The 16535-nt window shown below is 71.5% G+C and carries 17 protein-coding genes; 8 read left to right on the top strand and 9 right to left on the bottom strand.

Annotated elements, in window-relative coordinates; genetic code table 11:
* Positions 1 to 52: 52 nt before the first annotated feature.
* Positions 53 to 604, bottom strand: coding sequence for an SMI1/KNR4 family protein (locus OEIGOIKO_RS03315; protein WP_125051681.1), 552 nt, complete (start codon positions 602 to 604; stop codon positions 53 to 55).
* Between the two features lie 36 nt (positions 605 to 640).
* Here OEIGOIKO_RS03315 and OEIGOIKO_RS03320 point away from each other — a divergent pair, with 36 nt between their 5' ends.
* Positions 641 to 970 (top strand): DUF6233 domain-containing protein, encoded by a 330-nt coding sequence (locus OEIGOIKO_RS03320; RefSeq protein WP_125051682.1) that lies wholly within the window; start codon positions 641 to 643, stop codon positions 968 to 970.
* A gap of 51 nt (positions 971 to 1021) precedes the next feature.
* Here OEIGOIKO_RS03320 and OEIGOIKO_RS03325 read toward each other — a convergent pair whose 3' ends face one another.
* Both OEIGOIKO_RS03325 and OEIGOIKO_RS03330 read right to left on the bottom strand, forming a co-directional pair.
* Positions 1022 to 2401, bottom strand: coding sequence for a cytochrome P450 (locus OEIGOIKO_RS03325; RefSeq protein WP_125051683.1), 1380 nt, complete (start codon positions 2399 to 2401; stop codon positions 1022 to 1024).
* 70 nt (positions 2402 to 2471) lie between these two features.
* A complete protein-coding gene (locus OEIGOIKO_RS03330; protein WP_125051684.1) occupies positions 2472 to 3296 on the bottom strand; it encodes an SDR family oxidoreductase in 825 nt (274 codons plus the stop codon).
* Positions 3297 to 3394: 98 nt separating this feature from the next.
* Here OEIGOIKO_RS03330 and OEIGOIKO_RS03335 point away from each other — a divergent pair, with 98 nt between their 5' ends.
* The 4 genes from OEIGOIKO_RS03335 to ctaF all read left to right on the top strand — a co-directional run bounded on the left by OEIGOIKO_RS03335 (position 3395) and on the right by ctaF (position 6617).
* Positions 3395 to 3757 (top strand): hypothetical protein, encoded by a 363-nt coding sequence (locus tag OEIGOIKO_RS03335; protein ID WP_125051685.1) that lies wholly within the window; start codon positions 3395 to 3397, stop codon positions 3755 to 3757.
* A 78-nt stretch (positions 3758 to 3835) separates the two neighbouring features.
* Complete coding sequence (locus OEIGOIKO_RS03340) at positions 3836 to 4210, top strand: hypothetical protein (protein WP_125051686.1); 375 nt, start codon at positions 3836 to 3838, stop codon at positions 4208 to 4210.
* A gap of 293 nt (positions 4211 to 4503) precedes the next feature.
* Entirely contained in the window at positions 4504 to 6234 is a 1731-nt protein-coding gene (gene ctaD / locus OEIGOIKO_RS03345; RefSeq protein ID WP_246177177.1) for an aa3-type cytochrome oxidase subunit I, read from the top strand.
* Positions 6231 to 6617 carry an aa3-type cytochrome oxidase subunit IV gene (gene ctaF, locus OEIGOIKO_RS03350; protein ID WP_125051687.1) on the top strand — a complete coding sequence of 129 codons (387 nt, stop codon included), beginning with the start codon at positions 6231 to 6233 and terminating at the stop codon, positions 6615 to 6617. The genes ctaD and ctaF overlap by 4 nt, the downstream gene beginning before the upstream one ends.
* A gap of 22 nt (positions 6618 to 6639) precedes the next feature.
* Here ctaF and qcrB read toward each other — a convergent pair whose 3' ends face one another.
* The 4 genes from qcrB to OEIGOIKO_RS03370 all read right to left on the bottom strand — a co-directional run bounded on the left by qcrB (position 6640) and on the right by OEIGOIKO_RS03370 (position 9852).
* The gene (gene qcrB, locus OEIGOIKO_RS03355; RefSeq protein ID WP_125051688.1) at positions 6640 to 8280 is read right to left on the bottom strand and encodes a cytochrome bc1 complex cytochrome b subunit; all 1641 of its coding nucleotides are present in this window, start codon (positions 8278 to 8280) and stop codon (positions 6640 to 6642) included.
* An 11-nt stretch (positions 8281 to 8291) separates the two neighbouring features.
* Positions 8292 to 8675: a DUF6479 family protein gene (locus OEIGOIKO_RS03360; RefSeq protein ID WP_125051689.1), complete on the bottom strand. Its 384-nt coding sequence runs from the start codon at positions 8673 to 8675 to the stop codon at positions 8292 to 8294.
* Positions 8676 to 8779: 104 nt separating this feature from the next.
* A complete protein-coding gene (locus OEIGOIKO_RS03365) occupies positions 8780 to 9262 on the bottom strand; it encodes a VOC family protein (RefSeq protein ID WP_125051691.1) in 483 nt (160 codons plus the stop codon).
* A gap of 173 nt (positions 9263 to 9435) precedes the next feature.
* On the bottom strand, positions 9436 to 9852 hold the full coding sequence (locus tag OEIGOIKO_RS03370; RefSeq protein ID WP_125051693.1) for a CBS domain-containing protein: 417 nt from the start codon (positions 9850 to 9852) through the stop codon (positions 9436 to 9438).
* A gap of 562 nt (positions 9853 to 10414) precedes the next feature.
* Between OEIGOIKO_RS03370 and OEIGOIKO_RS03375 the strand changes: the two genes are divergently transcribed.
* The gene (locus OEIGOIKO_RS03375; RefSeq protein ID WP_218039974.1) at positions 10415 to 12697 is read left to right on the top strand and encodes a GMC oxidoreductase; all 2283 of its coding nucleotides are present in this window, start codon (positions 10415 to 10417) and stop codon (positions 12695 to 12697) included.
* A 293-nt stretch (positions 12698 to 12990) separates the two neighbouring features.
* Here the strand turns inward: OEIGOIKO_RS03375 and OEIGOIKO_RS43830 are convergent, their stop codons facing one another.
* On the bottom strand, positions 12991 to 13920 hold the full coding sequence (locus OEIGOIKO_RS43830; protein WP_371858877.1) for an MmyB family transcriptional regulator: 930 nt from the start codon (positions 13918 to 13920) through the stop codon (positions 12991 to 12993).
* Positions 13921 to 14097: 177 nt separating this feature from the next.
* On the opposite strand from OEIGOIKO_RS43830, the gene OEIGOIKO_RS03385 reads away from it, so the two are divergent.
* The gene (locus OEIGOIKO_RS03385; protein WP_125051697.1) at positions 14098 to 14307 is read left to right on the top strand and encodes a hypothetical protein; all 210 of its coding nucleotides are present in this window, start codon (positions 14098 to 14100) and stop codon (positions 14305 to 14307) included.
* Positions 14308 to 14869: 562 nt separating this feature from the next.
* Here the strand turns inward: OEIGOIKO_RS03385 and OEIGOIKO_RS03390 are convergent.
* Positions 14870 to 15124, bottom strand: a complete 255-nt coding sequence (locus tag OEIGOIKO_RS03390) for a hypothetical protein (protein WP_125051699.1) — start codon at positions 15122 to 15124, stop codon at positions 14870 to 14872.
* A gap of 499 nt (positions 15125 to 15623) precedes the next feature.
* On the opposite strand from OEIGOIKO_RS03390, the gene OEIGOIKO_RS41385 reads away from it, so the two are divergent.
* Entirely contained in the window at positions 15624 to 16535 is a 912-nt protein-coding gene (locus tag OEIGOIKO_RS41385; protein WP_170251539.1) for a ribosome-inactivating family protein, read from the top strand.

Genomic DNA, 16535 nt, shown 5'->3' on the forward strand with positions numbered 1-16535 from the left:
GGCCCCTGTACGCGGCCCGGGGAGAGGTCAGCGGGTCGGCGTGACCGCGCGTTCACGGGCCCGCCAGCCAGTCGGTGCACCAGGCGCGGAACCCGGGACTCACCGGTACGAAGCCGCCCCGGTCCGGGTCGATCCGCCAGATCTCGCCCGTGTACGGGCCGTTCAGGACGAGCCGGTCGAAGCTGCCGCAGCCCTGTTCGGCCAGCACGAGGGTGCCCCGGGTCAGCGCATCGTCCGGTGCCCCGATCCGGCCGGGCAGGGGCGCGGTGAGCGGGAACGGTTCGGCGAGCCGGCCCGGCAGCCGGTCTTCCGCCCATGCGTCGTCCACGGCCCACTCCTCGTCGGCCTCCGGGCGGGGGACGGTCAACGGCAGCAGGCCGTGGCCGGGGCCGGCGGGGCCGTTGCCCACCACCGCGACGAAGGACCGGTACTCCGCCGGCAGCGCGATGCCGTGGGATTCTTCGAACGCCCGGATCTCCGCCTCCGGGAGCCGTGGCGCCAGCGCGTAGCGGTGCGTGCCCGCCCCGAAACGCTCCCGGTCCGGATCCCGTGCGGCCATCTCCTGTATCCGTGCGCGGACGCCGTCCTCGCGCCAGTTCCCCATCCGGCGACCGTAGCGGAGGCAGCTAGACTCGAACGCGTGAGCGAATTGCCCCCTGACCTGCCGCGCCTCCGCACCCTGGAGACCTGGCTGCGCCTGCAGCTCGCCGCCGTCCGGGCCCGTATCCAGCACCTCGAACAGGCGGAGCGCGACCGCCCCGTACCGGTCCGGCCGCCCCGGCCCGACTGGCTGCTGGAGACCGAGCGGCTCGGGGGCCGCGACGGGCGGCCGGTCCGCGTCCATGCCGGCGGGTGCGGTCAGGCCCGCGGCCGGGCCATCAGCCGCGAGCAGGCGGTCGAGGCTCTCGGGCGGGGCGTCGAGGCGTGTTACGGCTGCCGTCCGGACACCGAGCTGGGGATGCTCGGCTGAGGCCGAGGGGTGGCGGGGGGGCCGCGGCGGCGGGCGGTGTCCGGCCACTCGTCACCGCCTCCGGCGTGCCCGCAAGGTGGCGATCACGGGCACGGCCGGCTGGATGAGTATGCCGACCCGGTGGGGCACTTCCCCCGGTGTGACGTCCAGGTGGAAGCGCTGCGCCAGCGTGGCCAGCAGCAGCGCCACCTCCACCTGCGCGAACCGGGTGCCGATGCAGCCGCGCGGACCGCCGCCGAAGGGGAACCAGGCGTGGTCGGGGACGACGTCGGGGGCGTCGGCGTCCCAGCGTTCGGGGCGGAAGGCGGTCGGGGCGGGGAACCAGCGCGGGTCGCGGTGGACCGTCCACTGGCTGCACCACACCGCCGTACCGGCCGGGACGGCGGTGCCGCCCAGCACGGCGCCCTCCCGGGCCACGGCGGGGATCACCCAGGACGGCGGATAGATCCGCAGGCCCTCCTTGACGATCTGCCGGGTCCAGGTGAGCCGGTCGTAGTCGTCGACGGTGGGCGGGCGCCCGTCGAGCACCCGGTCCAGCTCGTCGTCCAGCCGGGCCCGCGCTTGCGGAGACCGCGACAGCAGGTACCAGATCCAGGTCAGCGCGGTGGAGGTGGTCTCGTGGCCGGCCGCCCAGAGCGTCACCGCTTCGTCGCGGACCTCCTGGGCGGTGAGCGGGCGGCCTTCCTCGTCCCGGGCTTCGAGGAGCCGGTCCAGCAGGTCGCCGCCGCCCTCGCCGCCTCCGTCGCCGTCGGCGGCCGGTCCGTTCTGCCGCGCGCTGATCAGCCGGTGCACCTCGGCGTCGATGACGGCGAGGGCGCGGAGCAGGCGCCTCCGGGAGGGCGTACGGACCCGGTCCGGCAGGAAGAGTCCGACGCCGCGCAGTTCGCGGGCCATCTCCCGCTCGGCCACCGCCATCGCCGCGCCGAGCGCCCGGGCCCGGTCGCCGAGGTCGTTGCCGAACAGCGTACGGATGACGACGCGCTGGCCGAGGACCACCATCTCCCGGTGCACGTCGACGTGTCCGCCCTCCTGCCATCGGTCGGCCGCCGCGAGGGCACTGTCGACCATGGTCCGGGCGTGGTGGCGCACTTGCCGCGGGCGGACGGCCGGCTGGACCAGACCGCGCTTGCGGCGCCAGTCGGCACCCGTACTGCGCATGACGCTCTTGCCGGTGATCCGCTGGAACGACCAGCCGACCTCCAGGAGGCCGTAGCTGTGCTCCCGGGAGGCGAGGAACTCGGCGATGTGCTGCGGATGGGAGAGGAACAGGCTGCGCCACGGGCCCAGGGACCACGTCACGGCGTCCCCGTACTCGTCCCGCAGCCGGGTCATGAAGGCGAGCGGGTCCTTGCCGAAGGCGGGCAGGTTCCCGGCCCACGGCAGGCCGCGCGGGCCGGGGACGGGACGGAGCGGAACGGTCTGCGCGGGCACGGCTCCTCCAAGCGGGGTGCGGCGGCTGCCCCGGCGGCCTCCCGCCGCCGGGGCAGCCCGGTGTCCGGTCTCACTGTCCAAGGTCCCAGATCGCGGCCTGCTGCCGCTTCACCTCGTCGATACGGTCCGCCGGGAGGAAATTGCGGAAGAGTCCGGAGTCCTCCTCGGCGACCCGCACGAAGAGTTCGACGATCTCCTCGGGGTCCTTCTGGCTCTCCCCGGTCATCCTGCCGTAATCGTCGGCGAGGTGGACCTCGACGCCGAGATCCGTGGTGAAGTGCTCGGCACTGAAGGAGCGCGCCCGGTCGAACCAGACGCGCAGCGCGTCACCCATCCGGTCGTTGAAACCGGTCTGGTACGGGCCCGGATTGATGGTGCACACCTGCACGCCCAGCGGTTTGAGTTCATCGTGCATCGCCTGGGCGATCGCCTCGACAGCGTATTTGGACGCACAGTACGGACCGAGATACGGATTGGCCGTCAGACCGGCGATGGACGACAGCCAGACGATGCGGCCGCTGCCGCGTTCCACCATCTGCCGGGCGAATCCCTGGGTCAGCGCGAGGTGTCCGAACACATTCACCTCGAAGACCCGCCGGAACAGTTCCAGCGGAATCTCGGAGAGCGGGCCCATTTCGCCGACGGCGGCGTTGTTGAACAGCACGTCCACGTCCCAGGTGTGCGCCTGGCGGCGATGAAGGGCGCTGGTGACGTCCAGGTTCTCCACCTGGAGAGTGATGCCGCGCCGGTCCGCCTCCTGGATCAGCCCGGTCATCTGCGGGCGGTTCTCGGCCGCCGCGATGACGTGATGTCCGCGTTCGGCGAGGCGCAGGGCGGCGGCACGGCCGAAGCCGGAGCCCGCGCCGGTGACGAGAATGCGTTTGCCGGCTGTCACGGCAGCTCCTTTCCGCGGGCGGCGACCGGCTTTCGCGGCGGTAATCTCACCCGTTCGACGACATGCGCAGACAGTAGCCGAATGACTACCCTTTGCACATGAACCGAGGGGGCTGCCGGGGCCACCGGTCCGTGGGACGGACCGGTGCCCTGGTGCTGATCGCCGTACTGCTCGCCCTGTGCGGTGCGGCGCCCGCGGCCCTCGAACCGGGGGCCGGGCCTGCCGAGGCCGCCGCCATGTCGGCCGAGCCGGCGGCCGACGACAACTTCCCGCAGGCTGCCGCGTCCCGGGTGCCCCGGGCCGGACGTACCGGCCGCGCCCCCGAGGCGCGGGCCCTCGCGCCGTCCCTGCCGTGCCACACCGGACGTCTCGCCAGGCTTCTCGCCCGCTGGGCCGACCTGCGGTCGGACGTACGCGACGCCGCCGGTGACCGCGCGCACCACACCGTCCTGCGCTGCTGACCGGGCCCGCGCTCCCCGTACGCGCACGGAGCGCTCCGCACCAGCACAGCAGCGATCAGCAGGAGAGGTGCGTCCATCATGCCCATCGACCCCCAGCGCGCGCTGGAAGGCTATCTGCGTGCCCTGAGCTACGACCCGCACGAAGCCGAGTCGAAGCCCGAGCCGCAATCCGGGACGAATCCCGGGACGAAATCCGAGTCGAAGTCCGGGACGAAGTCCGAGTCGAAGTCCGAGCCGCAATCCGGGGCGAAGTCCGAGCCGGACCAGTACTCCACCGCCCCCGTCCCCGCCTCCGAGTCCGAGTCCGCCTCCGAGCCCGCTCCGCGCAAGGCGCCCGTCCCCGCTCCCGCGGCGGAGCCGGCGCCCGCGGCCGGGCCGGGTCTTCTGTGGCGGCTGCGGCTGCTCTCCCTGCGCCGCGCCTCGGCGACCACCGAGGAGACGCGCCGGGCCTGAGCCACGGCGGTGTCCGCGGTTGAGTCACGGTGGTGCCCGCGGCCGAGCCGCAGCCCACCGGCCGCCCCGCCCGCCGCCCCGCCCACCGGGCTTCTCTCCGTGGGGGGCGGCCGGTTCGCCCTTCCGGGTGGCGGCGGCCGCCCCCGCACCGTGGGCACCGGCGATCCGGCCGCCGCCGGTGCCAGGCTGTCGGGTGACCGGCCGGCGGCCGCGCGCCGGCCCGGTGTGCGCGTGCCGCGCGGTACGGGTCGGTGTGCCCGCGTCGGTCTCCGGCGTGGGCCGGGCGGAGGTTCATGGTCATCGAGGTCGGGCAGGAAGCGCGTACGGAGGGCGGCGCGGCGTTCCGCGACGACGTGGCGCCCCGCAACACGGTGGGTCACGCGGTGCGCCGCTGGCTGACCACCACCGATCACAAGGTGATCGGAAACCTCTACCTCGTGACCGCCTTCGGCTTCTTTCTGCTGGCGGGCGCACTGGCGATGGTGATGCGCGCCGAACTGGCCCGGCCCGGGCTGCAGATCGTCAGCAACGAGCAGTACAACCAGCTCTTCACCGTGCACGGCACGATCATGATGCTGCTGTTCGCGACGCCCATGTTCGCCGGTTTCGCGAACGCGGTGATGCCGCTCCAGATCGGCGCCCCCGACGTGGCCTTCCCGCGCCTGAACGCCCTGACGTACTGGCTGTTCCTCTTCGGCGGCCTGACGGTGGTCTCGGGGTTCCTCACGCCGGGGGGTGCCGCGTCGTTCGGGTGGTTCGCCTACGCGCCGCTCAACGGCGCCGTCCGCAGTCCGGGCGCGGGCGGCGATCTGTGGACCATGGACCTGGTGGTGTCGGGGCTCAGCACCACGCTGGGCGCGGTGAACTTCATCGCCACCATCATGTGCCTGCGCGCCCCGGGGATGACCATGTTCCGGATGCCGATCTTCACCTGGAACGTGCTGTTCACCTCGATCCTGGCGCTGCTGGCCTTCCCCGTGCTGACCGCCGCGCTGCTCGCCCTGGAGGCGGACCGGAAGTTCGGTGCGCACCTCTACGACCCCGCCTTCGGCGGCGCGGTCCTGTGGCAGCACCTGTTCTGGTTCTTCGGGCATCCGGAGGTCTACATCGTCGCCCTGCCGTTCTTCGGCGTGGTCACGGAGATCGTCCCGGTCTTCAGCCGTAAACCGGTGTTCGGGTACATCGGCATGGTGGGCGCGACCATCGCCATCACCATGCTCTCGGCGACCGTGTGGGCGCACCACATGTTCGCCACGGGTGCGGTGCTGCTGCCGTTCTTCTCCCTGCTGTCCTTTCTGATCGCGGCGCCGACGGGGGTGAAGTTCTTCAACTGGATCGGCACCATGTGGCGGGGCAGTGTCTCGTTCGAGACGCCGATGCTGTGGGCGGGCGGTTTTCTGGTGACCTTTCTGCTCGGCGGGCTGAGCGGTGTGCTGATCGCGTCACCGCCGCTGGACTTCCACGTCACCGACTCGTACTTCATCGTCGCTCATCTGCATTACGTGCTGTTCGGGACGGTGGTCTTCGCGATGTTCGGCGGCTTCTACTTCTGGTGGCCGAAGCTGACGGGCCGGATGCTCGACGAGCGGCTGGGGAAAATCCACTTCTGGTCGCTGTTCACCGGTTTCCAGCTGACGTTCCTGGTGCAGCACTGGCTGGGGTCGAGCGGAATGCCCCGGCGTTACGCCGACTACCTGGCCGCCGACGGATTCACCGTACTGAATTCGGTCTCCTCGGCCGGTGCTTTCCTGCTGGGGATCTCCACGCTGCCCTTCCTGTACAACGTGTGGCGGACGGCGCGGTGCGCGCCGAAGGTGCTGGTGGACGATCCCTGGGGGTGGGGCAGGTCGCTGGAGTGGGCGACGTCCTGCCCGCCGCCCCGGCACAACTTCCACGCGCTGCCCCGGGTGCGGTCCGACTCCCCCGCCTTCGACCTGCACCATCCCGAGGTGCTGCGGCTGCCCGCTCCGCAGCGCGGCGAGGACGAACCGACCCCCGACCCGCACCGGGAGCGTCACCCGTGAAGGCCGAGGCGTCGCTGTTCGCCGGTGTGGCGGGGTTCTTCTTCGTGGCCGGGCTCGGGTACGCGCTGTGGTCGCGGGAACCCGCCGGTACGGCGGCGCTGGCCGTCTCGTGTCTGATGGCGCTGGTCGTGTGCGGGTTCTGTACGGTCAACCACCGCAAGCGCGGGCCTCGGCCGGAGGACCGCAAGGAGGCGGAGGTACGTGAGCGGACCGGCGGGCTCGGGTTCTTCCCGCCACGCAGCGGCTACCCGCCGCTGACCGGTCTGGCGGCAGCGCTGACAGCGCTGGGGGTCGTCTTCGGCCTGTGGCTGTTCGTCATCGGGGTGGGCCTGCTGGTGGCGGGGGTGGTCGGCATGGTGATGGAGTTCGCCGAGAGGTCGTGAGGAACAGCGTACGGAGCCCCTGTCAGTCCTCGTCCGGTCTCCGCCCCGGCGCGGCCGCCCGCTCGGCGATACGGGCCCGCTGTTCGGCAGTGACCGGCAGTTCGACCCGGTCACGGTGGTACCAGTTGCTCAGCATCAGCCGGATCCGCTCCCGGCGCGCGGGACGGGCCGTGTCCGCGGGCGGCGGGAGCGGTGCGGGGAGGTCGCGCACGAGCAGCCGGTACCGGCGGTCGGCGGACAGGCGGCGGCGTCCCTCGCCGAGTCCGCCGCACACGTCCTGCGTCACCTCGCCCGTCTCCTCCCCTTCCGTCAGCGCGTCGCGGTCCTCGCTCTGGAGGGCGAGGCAGATCCGCTTGGTGAGCCAGAAGGCGAGGACCGGGGCGACCACGAGGGCGATACGGAAGAACCAGGTCAAAGCGTTCACCGAGACGCGGAAGCCGAAGGCGGTCACGTCGTTGCCGCCGGCGGCGAGGAGCACGGCGTAGCAGACGAGGCCGGCGACGCCGAGGCCCGTGCGGGTGGGCCGGTTCCGCGGCCGGTCGCACAGGTGGTGTTCCCGGCCGTCCCGGGTCAGCCAGGCTTCGCAGAACGGATAGAGGTACAGGACGAGGAAGAGCAGACCGGGCAGGATCACCGCCGGGATCAGGACGTTCCACAGGACCGTGTGGCCCCCGAGGTCGCTCTCCCACGGCGGCATGAGCCGCAGCGCGCCCTCCAGGAAGCCGACGTACCAGTCGGGCTGCGCGTCGGTGGCGACCTGGTCCGCGCGGTACGGCCCGTACTCCCATACGGGGTTGATCTGCGCCAGTGCCCCGAGGAGCGTCAGCACGCCCGCCGTCATGAAGAACAGGCCCGCGGACTTCGCGGTGAAGTGCGGGTACATCGGACGGCCGACGACGTTGCGGTTGGTCCGGCTGCGCTCGCTCCACTGGGTGTGCTTGAGGTGGACGACCAGGATCAGATGTGCCGTGATCAGCGCGACCAGGATGCCCGGGACGAGCAGGATGTGCAGCCCGTACAGCCGGTTGACGAGGTCCGTGCCCGGGAACGGGCCGCCCCACAGGAAGAAGCTCAGATACGTGCCGGCGAGCGGGACCGACATCACGATGGTGTGCGCGGTGCGCAGGCCGGTGCCGGACAGCGAGTCGTCGGGCAGCGAGTAGCCGGCGAAGCCCTCCAGCATCGCCAGCATGAACAGCGTCACGCCGATGATCCAGTTGACTTCCCTGGGGCGGCGGAAGGCGCCGGTGAAGAAGACGCGGAGCAGGTGGACGCCGATGGCGCTGACGAAGACCAGCGCGGCCCAGTGGTGGATCTGCCGGATCAGCAGTCCGCCCCGCACGTCGAAGCTGATGCGCAGCGTGGAGGAGTACGCCTGTGACATGGGCAGTCCGGACAGCGGGGTGTGCCGGCCGTGGTAGACGGTCTGCGCGGTCACCGGGTCGAAGAACAGGGTCAGGTACGTACCGGTGAGGACGAGGACGAGGAAGCCGTAGAGCGCGAGTTCGCCGAGCAGGAACGACCAGTGGTCGGGGAACGCCTTGCGCAGCAGCGCCCTGGCGCCTTCGGCCAGCGGCAGGCGGCGGTCGAGCGCCTCGAAAGCGGTGCGTGCCGGTTCAGCGGTGCGGGACGGTGCGGGTGGCTTCCGCCGGGGGAAGACCATGGGGCGCGGCCTCAGCCGTTGCCGAACGAGCCGCTCTTCCCCTCGTTCCACGGCGGCGGTTCGTCGGAGTCGCCGGGGCGCGTCCCGTACTGGCCCATGTCCTTGACCCCGGCAGCCGGTGCCGCGTCATGGCTCTCCCGGGACACCCCGTCGGTCTCCCGTGCCGGCCGGCCGTTCCGGGCCGCCGTCCTCGCGTGCCGGGGCCGTGCGTGGGCGCGCGGCGGGCGGTCCTTGTTGCGCGCGCGGCGCCGGTAGCCGTACACCACGGCGCCGATAAGCAGGAGCACGACGACGATGCCCGCGACGAGGGGGCCGATGCCGATGGCCAGGTGGGAGGCGGCCGTCGGCGCTTCGACCGGCAGGGGCGCGGCCGTCAGGAGAGCATCGGGAGACATGGGGGCTGCTTACCCCGTCGGCCCCGGTTTGCCATCAAAAGCGCCCCCGAACGAGTGGGGCGTCGGCGGGCACGGGCGGCCTGCCCGTACCCGCCGTCCGCGCCCTACCGCTCTCCGGCGTGCGCCTTGCGGAGAGCCGCGAGGTCGATCTTGTGCATCGGGTACATCGCCTCGGTGACCCGCTTCGCCTTCGCCGGGTCGGCGTCGGTCACCAGCTTCAGGAGTTCCGTGGGGAAGACCTGCCAGGACACGCCGTACTTGTCCTTGAGCCACCCGCACTGGCCTTCTTCGCCGCCGTCGGTGAGCCGGTCCCAGTAGTAGTCCACCTCCTCCTGGTCCGCGCAGCGGACCTGGAACGACACGGCTTCGCTGAACGTGAACTGCGGGCCGCCGTTGAGGCCCATGAACTTCTGGCCGTCGAGGACGAACTCGACCGCCATCACCGCGCCGGGCGTCCCCGGCCCGGCCTCGTTGTAACGGACGATATGGCCGAGCTGGGAGTTCTTGAAGATGGACAGGTAGTGGTGGGCCGCTTCCTCGGCCTGGCCGTCGAACCACAGACAGGTCGTGAAACCGTCGATCGCCATGGAGTGCCTCCCGTCGTGTGGGCTCGTGTATACCCGTACGGCGGAAGCCACGCCATAACCAAACCGGTGTTCGAACCGGAGTGCACGGTGATTTACGGAGGTGCGCCCACGCCGCGTACACCATCGTGCCTACGGTCCGGCGCGGCCGCACCCCGTCCCCGCGTGCGGTGCCCTCAGTCGGTGGAGAGGGCTTCGAGGAGGTCGCCCGCCTTCGAGTCGGGCAGGGCGCGGGCGACGTCGGCCAGCGCGACCATGCCGACCAGGCGGTGGCCGTCGATCACCGGCAGGCGCCGGACCTTGTGCCGGGACATGGTCGCGAGGATCTCCTCCGCGCCGTCGTCGGCGCCGATCGTCACGGCCTCGCCCTGGGCCAGTTCGCCGGCCTTGGTCTGCGCGGGGTCCTTGCCCTGGCCCAGGACCTTGACGACGATGTCCCGGTCCGTCAGGACGCCCTTGAGCCGGTCGTCCGTACCGCAGATCGGGACCGCTCCGACGCCGAGGCCGGTGAGCTTGCGGGCCGCGTCGAGGACGCTCTCCTCGGCGCCGACGCACTCGGCTCCGGGAGTCATGATGTCGCGTGCAGCAGGCATGGTTCCGCCTTTCTTAGTGAGTCGTGCCGGTGCGTTGCCGCGGCCGGAAAACCGCTCGTGGGGCGGGGTGAACGCCCTGTTCCGGCCGCCAGCACACGCGTTCCCCTCGGTTCGGATCGCTAACGTCGAATTCAGGGGATTGGCCCGGATGCCGTCCTGCGCCGGGGTCAGGTCGCCGGAGAACCGCAGGTACAGAATGCGGCGTTCGCGTTCCGGCAGGCGGGGGCGCGGCGGCGCGTGCGGCGTGCGGGTGCGGTGGTGGCCATGGCGGCCCTCCTTCGAACGCTGTGGTGCGTTCGGGTGGCTCGCGGAGGGCACCGAGTGGAAATCGACGGACGTGCGGCCCCTCGCGGGTGCCTGCGCTTTCGAAGCACTGATGCCGAAGCGCTGATGCTGTGCGCCTGTCCAGGCGGTGGCGCCCCCGCCTCCTGACGTACGGACTTCGCGGTGCGCACCGTCCGGCCGCCCCGGGTTCCGGATGTGCGGGCGGCGGACCGTTGCTCTACTGGGAGGCCAGGCCGCCGCGGTCCGCGCGGCCGCCGCCGGACCGGAGGGACGGACCGTGGCCGAGGTGTCGCCGGGAAGCGGTTCGGGGCGTCCCGAGCGGGTCGGCGCGCTCGTCGTCGGTTCCGGCTTCGGCGGTTCGGTGGCGGCGTACCGGCTGGCGGAGGCGGGCCGGTCGGTCGTCGTCCTGGAGCGCGGCCGGGCGTATCCGCCGGGAAGTTTCCCCCGGACCCCGGCGGAGCTGGGGCGGGCCCTGTGGGATCCGAGCGAGGGGCTGTACGGCCTGTTCGACGTCTGGCGGTTCGGGGGCTGCGACTCCCTCGTCGCCAGCGGGCTGGGCGGCGGTTCGCTGATCTACGCCAATGTGCTGCTCCGCAAGGAGCCGCACTGGTTCGTGCGGCGGGAGGAACTGCCCGGCGGCGGCCACGAGCGCTGGCCGCTGACGCGCGCGGACCTCGACCCGCACTACGACGCGGTCGAGTCGGTGCTGCGCCCGGTCCCGTACCCGGTGGACACCGAGCCGTACGCCCGTACGCCGAAGACGCGGGCGCTGCGGGAAGCGGCCGGACGGGCGGGGCTGCCGTGGTCCCCGGCGCCGCTCGCGGTCAGCTTCGCACCGCACCCCGGCGCGCCGCCCGGCCCCGGCCTGCCGCTCACGGACGAGCCGTACGGCAACCTCCACGGCGTGCCGCGCGGCACCTGCCGGCTCACCGGCGAGTGCGACCTGGGCTGCAACAACGGCGCGAAGAACACCCTCGACCACACGTACCTGTCCGCCGCGCGGCACCACGGCGCCGACCTGCGGACCGGGCACCAGGCGGTGACGGTGGAGCCGCTGGAGGACGGCGGTTACCGCGTGGGGTACGTCGTGCACGACACGGACGGCACCGGACCGCCGGTACGCACCGCCGACCTGCCGCGGCGGCTCATCGACTGCGACCGCCTCGTACTGGCGGCGGGCACGTACGGCACGGTCCACCTCCTGCTGGCCAACCGGGCACGGCTGCCCGGCCTGGGCCCGGCGCTGGGCACCCGGTTCTGCGGCAACGGCGACCTGCTGACCTTCCTGTACGGCAGGCGGGGCACACCGGTGCCGCCCCCGGACCGGGGGCCGGTGATCACCGGCGTGGTGGGCGAGGCGGACGGCGGTCCGGGGCGCGGGCACATCGTCCAGGACGGCGGCTACCCGGGCTTCCTGAACTGGCTCGCGGAGGGCGTGCGGCTGGTCGGCGGCGCCGGGCGGCTGGCCGCGTTCGCCGCCGGTCTGGCGCGGGACCATGTCCTCGGTTCGGCCGACAGCAACCTCTCCGGCGAGATCGCCGCCCTGCTCGGCCCCGGCGGCGGCTTCCCCGGGGTGCTGCCGCTGCTGGGCGTGGGCCGGGACGTGCCCGACGGGGTGATGGGGCTGCGCGACGGCCGGCTGGACGTCCGGTGGACGACCGCCACGAGCCGGGCGTACTACGAGGGCGTCCGCACCACGATGCGACGGCTCGCCGACGCGATGGGAACGGGGTTCCTGGACAACCCCGTCTGGTGGTGGCGGCGGGTCGTCACCGTCCACCCGGTGGGCGGCGCGCCCATCGGCGACCGCCCGGAGGAGGCCGTCTGCGACCCGTACGGCGAGGTGTTCGGGCACCCGCGCCTGTACGTGGCGGACGCCGCGGCGCTGCCGGGGCCGGTCGGGGTGAACCCGTCGCTGACCATCGCGGCGCTGGCGGACCGGATGAGCACCCGGCTCCTGGCGGACCGGCCGCCCCGGCGGGCGCACCGCCCGGCCCCGGCACCGGCCACGGCCCTGACCTTCGCCGAGGTGATGCGCGGCGCGCTGGCCGACGGGCCAGGGCTGGTGCTGCGTCTGACCGTCACCGTCGACGACGTGGACGCCTTCATCGACTCGCCGGACCACCGGGCCGCCGTGCGCGGGGCGGTGGACTGCGATCCGCTGGGCGGCAGACTGTCCGTACGGGAGGGCTGGTTCAACCTGTTCGTACCGGGCGGGCTGCCACGGCACCGGCGGATGCTCTACCACCTCCACCTGGACGGGCCGCAGGGCCGCCCGCTGACCCTCACCGGCCGCAAGGAGATGGGCGACGCCCCCGGGCCCGACCTGTGGGCGGACACGACCACCCTGGCCGTCGAGGTCCACCCCGGCCGGCACACACCGGGCGAGGAGCCCGGCGCGGCCCCGCTCTGTTCCGGCGTGGTGCGCGTGGGCCGCCTGGACTTCGTCCGCCAACTGGCCTCCATGCGCGCGACGGGCCCCGCTCCGCTCGCCGCACTCGCCCGGTTCGGGGAGTTCTTCGCCGGGGAGCTGTGGGGGGTGTACGGGCCGGGGCGGTGACGGTCACGCCGTCCGCGGGGCGGTCGGCGCCTCAGCGGGAGCCCGGTGGGGGTTTCCCACCGCAGGGTGGAAATCGTGGCTTGCGCTCCCAAGTCCAGGGGATGCAATCCGATACCCGAGCGACGGCCGGCGGAGCGGACCGGGCCGCGCCGTCCGTCTCAGCAGAAACGGCATGCACCCGCGAGCGACTGCTGACCGGAGTCGACCGCGCCTACCTCTGCCGCCGTGATGACCTGTCGCCCACGTCCACGCCGCCGACACCGAATTGCCCGGCAACAACACCAGCCTCACCGTCAGCAGGGCCTCACTCCAGGTTCCGACCGGCTCTCGTCGTCCACGGCCCGGAAGATCACCGACCGCCGGTACGGAACTTGAAGTGGCATGAGCACTTCGACATGTACGACGATCACGCCGACGTCAGGAGGCCACAGCACCTTGGGCCCGCGACCGTTGGCCTTGACGTCCCACTCATCCCAGAAGCGCGCGAACTCCTCGTTGCAAACAGCGAAGTCGGTAACACGGTCAGCCAGCTCCTGGTCCTCGGGATGCGCAGTCCAGGCAGCGCGCAGGTGGGCGGCCCTTCCCGTACGACGCGTTCGCGGTCGACGTAGAAAACGCACATCCTCGGATGCGTCAGGTGCAGCCACATCGCGTTGCGCTGCGACTGCGGCACATTGCGCTGGCGCTGCTGGGCCGGGTCGAAGAGGCAGGTGCGTTCGTCGGGGACCAGGCGCAGCGCTTGCGGCAGCGCTTCCACCACGTTCGCCGAAGGCCGCAGCCCGCTGCCCTGTTCCAGTGGCACGACGTAGTCGATGCTGATCCCGGCCAGTTCGGCGACCTCTTCGCGGCGTTATCCCGGGCCCCGGGACTGTCGACGCGACGGCAGACCGAACTCGTGCGGGTCCAGGCACTCGCGCCGAGTCCGCAGAAACTCGGTGAGCTCCTGTGTCGTGTCCACTGCGCGGGTCGTCACCTCCGCTCCAACCACCAGGGGGGAACCGGCATTCCCAGGGCCTTTCCTCCTTTGCCCCCGGCCCGCGGCGGACAGACCACCGACGGTACGGACACCGGATTCGTCCGCGAACCGCGGGGCACACTGAACTCCATGAACCGTGGGTCACCGGGCCCCTCGGTGCCTCACTGGGAGCCCCAAGCCGACTGCCACGCAGCTGCCTGGGCCACAGGAACGGTCGCCTCGATCTCGTCCCGAGCCAGGCAGGCACGGCGAGGAGCTATGACCGTCTCCTCGCGGCAGCGGGCACACGGTCCCCGAAAGGGTGGCGATGCCGGCAGCCGAAGGCGGAGCACCGTACGGCGGGCTGAGCCCCCGCGCCCCGCTGATCAGTTCACCGGGACGGTGATCACCGTCGCCGCCTGTGCCCAGGAAAGAGGGAAACGACATGCCTCGCCTTGGAATGTCCATGGAGCAGCAGGCGTACGTCAAACGCCTTTTCCTGTTCAGCTCCATCCTGGCCCTCATCGGTGTCGTGCTGGGTATCGTCCTCGGCATCAACGGCAACACCGGCGGGTGGCTCCTGTGCATCCTCGTCGCACTGATCTGGGGAACCGCCGCACTGTTCCTGAGAATGACGAAAGCAGAGCGGCCGTAGCCGCGCCGCCTGTCGTTTCCGGCCTGCCACTCAGGCGGGCCGGCGATCGTGCGCCCGCCAGGGGTCTGCGGCCGACCGCTTCACCGGTGGCTGCCAAGGCCCGACCGGCCTCTACCACCTCGGCGCCCGCTACCACGCCCCCAGCGTCGGCTGTCGCACCCGGCCCGCCCTCTTCGACCAGGAGAAGAACCCCCACCTCTACGCCGCAAGCCATCCCGTCAACCGCGGCGACCCGGGAGGAGCGGGAACAGTCTCCAAGGCCGGAAAGGCCGCGTACACAACCTCGCGGCGACGCCGACGGGCAGTTGACCTGCAGCCTCTGTCTGCAGGACAACAGCCATCATTGTCTGGGCGGATGGCCTTCCATACGCGGGGAGGGTTCCCGCAGGGCCGCCTTCAGGCGGGCCCGGCGTCGTCGCCGGATGCGCCTCCGTTCCTCCCGACCCGGGTCGGATGTGCCCCGCTCGCCTTCGGCCTGCGGCTTTCGTTCTTTCCCTCGGTCCCCTTTGACGCCTCGGCGGCCTTCAACGTCCGTGAGTTCTCCACGCGCCATCCCCGACGTCTACCAGCCCATGTCCTTGGCCACCTCCTCCTGGGCCGCGGCGATCTCTGTCGCGGTGGAATCCGTGATGTCTACATCGCATGCCCACTCGAACCGCGACAGCAGGTCTGCGAGCGCCTGCTTCTGAGCCGGGTGCGTGATCGGTACGGCGTTCAGGTCGGTGCTCATCAGCCGGTCGAACAGCACGACGGCATCGGCGCGCCACAGCCGCACGTTGACAGTTGGCACGGATTCCTGCGATTCATCAGCACCCATGAGGGCATCGTGCCAGGTGGTGTCTCACCCGTTGATCACGACTTCAGACGGGCCCGAGGGACGACGAAAGAATCCCACCCCCGCACTGACCCCTTCCGCTCCTACCGCACCTTGCCCGCGGAACCGGCGCGAAAGCCAGCAGTTGTCACAGCCTGCGCGGCGTTGCCCGCGTCACGAACTCTTGTCAGCAGCGCGGGTGCTACCCGGAAGGCGCCGAAGGCGGGCCGTGCGGCCGGGTAAAGCCGGGACGGGGGCGTTTGGTGCCGACGTTAGATATGCGTTAGGTGGGTACGGCAGCGTCAAGGGTGTCCGCAGGGGGGATCGGTCCTTCATCCAGCGATCCCCCTTTTTCGGTCCTCGCTCGTCTCCATCGTGGTGTCTGCTCGGCACGGCCCCGACAGGCCGTCTGCCGAGTCGGACTCTTGCCTGGATCACGGGCCGTGCCTCCGCTGGAGGCACGGCCGCTCGCGCAACGCACCCCTCCTCGAAGGGCTCAACCATGACGTCAACTCTGCGCGCCGCGCTCGCGCGCTTGCTGGCAGCTTCGTTCGCCGTTCTGACCTTGGCCGGTCTGACCGCCCCCTCCGCCCATGCTGACACCACGCGTGCGCGTGAGCAGATCATCTGGAACGTCCACAGTCTTCTGCAGGGAGACATGGAGGGTGCCCAGTCCAGCTACTGGGCCATGATCGGCGCCTTGCGGAACGCCGCCGGCCACAACGTCGGGAACGGCGTCGGCGCCACTGAGCGCCTGCGAGCGGACGGGGCGCGCGCCGTCGAGATCCGCCTCATGGACGGCAACCGGGGCGTCGCCGCCCTCTATGTGCGCTCCGACAACCTCTACCTGATGGGTGTGTGGACACCCAGCTCGCTGAGCGGTTCCGCGACCGGTCTGGTCGGCTTCCGTGACCAGCGCGCCGAAATGCAGGCCATCCTGCAGCGCAACGGCACTCCGGACACCGTCGCCGACTTCGGCTTCGACTCGAACTACGACGCGCTGGGCAGCAACATGCGCGCCACTGTGGGAATGAACGGCTACACGATCGGGAACGCCGTCCGCGCGGTGAGCGGATACAGCCACAACATGACCGGTACCGCGCGGGCCGGCTTCCAGGCCAGCCTGATCATCCTGATTCAGGCTGTCTCCGAAGCAGCCCGGTTCCAGGACATCGCCGTAACGGTCGGCAGCAACATCCGCCGTGGCGTGTCGGGGGAGAACACACGGCTGTCCCTTGGCCAAGTGAACCTGGAGAACCGCTGGAGCGGCATCTCGCAGTGGCTCCACTCCGCCCTCAATCCCGTACCGGGCACGAGCCTTGCCGTCATGCACCTCAACGGCACGGACTACCGCAGCCTGGAGGAGTACACCCGGCGCTACCACTACACCTTGGCGCTGGGAACCTACTTCTGA

The organism is Streptomyces paromomycinus (assembly GCF_003865155.1).
Taxonomy (GTDB): domain Bacteria; phylum Actinomycetota; class Actinomycetes; order Streptomycetales; family Streptomycetaceae; genus Streptomyces; species Streptomyces chrestomyceticus.

Coding starts and splice junctions, on each gene's coding strand:
- OEIGOIKO_RS03385 (WP_125051697.1), top strand. CDS start 14,098: ATGCCTCGCCTTGGAATGTCCATGGAGCAGCAGGCGTACGTCAAACGC.
- OEIGOIKO_RS03335 (WP_125051685.1), top strand. CDS start 3,395: ATGAACCGAGGGGGCTGCCGGGGCCACCGGTCCGTGGGACGGACCGGT.
- OEIGOIKO_RS41385 (WP_170251539.1), top strand. CDS start 15,624: ATGACGTCAACTCTGCGCGCCGCGCTCGCGCGCTTGCTGGCAGCTTCG.
- OEIGOIKO_RS03340 (WP_125051686.1), top strand. CDS start 3,836: ATGCCCATCGACCCCCAGCGCGCGCTGGAAGGCTATCTGCGTGCCCTG.
- ctaD (WP_246177177.1), top strand. CDS start 4,504: ATGGTCATCGAGGTCGGGCAGGAAGCGCGTACGGAGGGCGGCGCGGCG.
- OEIGOIKO_RS03370 (WP_125051693.1), bottom strand. CDS start 9,852: ATGCCTGCTGCACGCGACATCATGACTCCCGGAGCCGAGTGCGTCGGC.
- OEIGOIKO_RS03390 (WP_125051699.1), bottom strand. CDS start 15,124: ATGGGTGCTGATGAATCGCAGGAATCCGTGCCAACTGTCAACGTGCGG.
- OEIGOIKO_RS03365 (WP_125051691.1), bottom strand. CDS start 9,262: ATGGCGATCGACGGTTTCACGACCTGTCTGTGGTTCGACGGCCAGGCC.
- qcrB (WP_125051688.1), bottom strand. CDS start 8,280: ATGGTCTTCCCCCGGCGGAAGCCACCCGCACCGTCCCGCACCGCTGAA.
- OEIGOIKO_RS03315 (WP_125051681.1), bottom strand. CDS start 604: ATGGGGAACTGGCGCGAGGACGGCGTCCGCGCACGGATACAGGAGATG.
- OEIGOIKO_RS03360 (WP_125051689.1), bottom strand. CDS start 8,675: ATGTCTCCCGATGCTCTCCTGACGGCCGCGCCCCTGCCGGTCGAAGCG.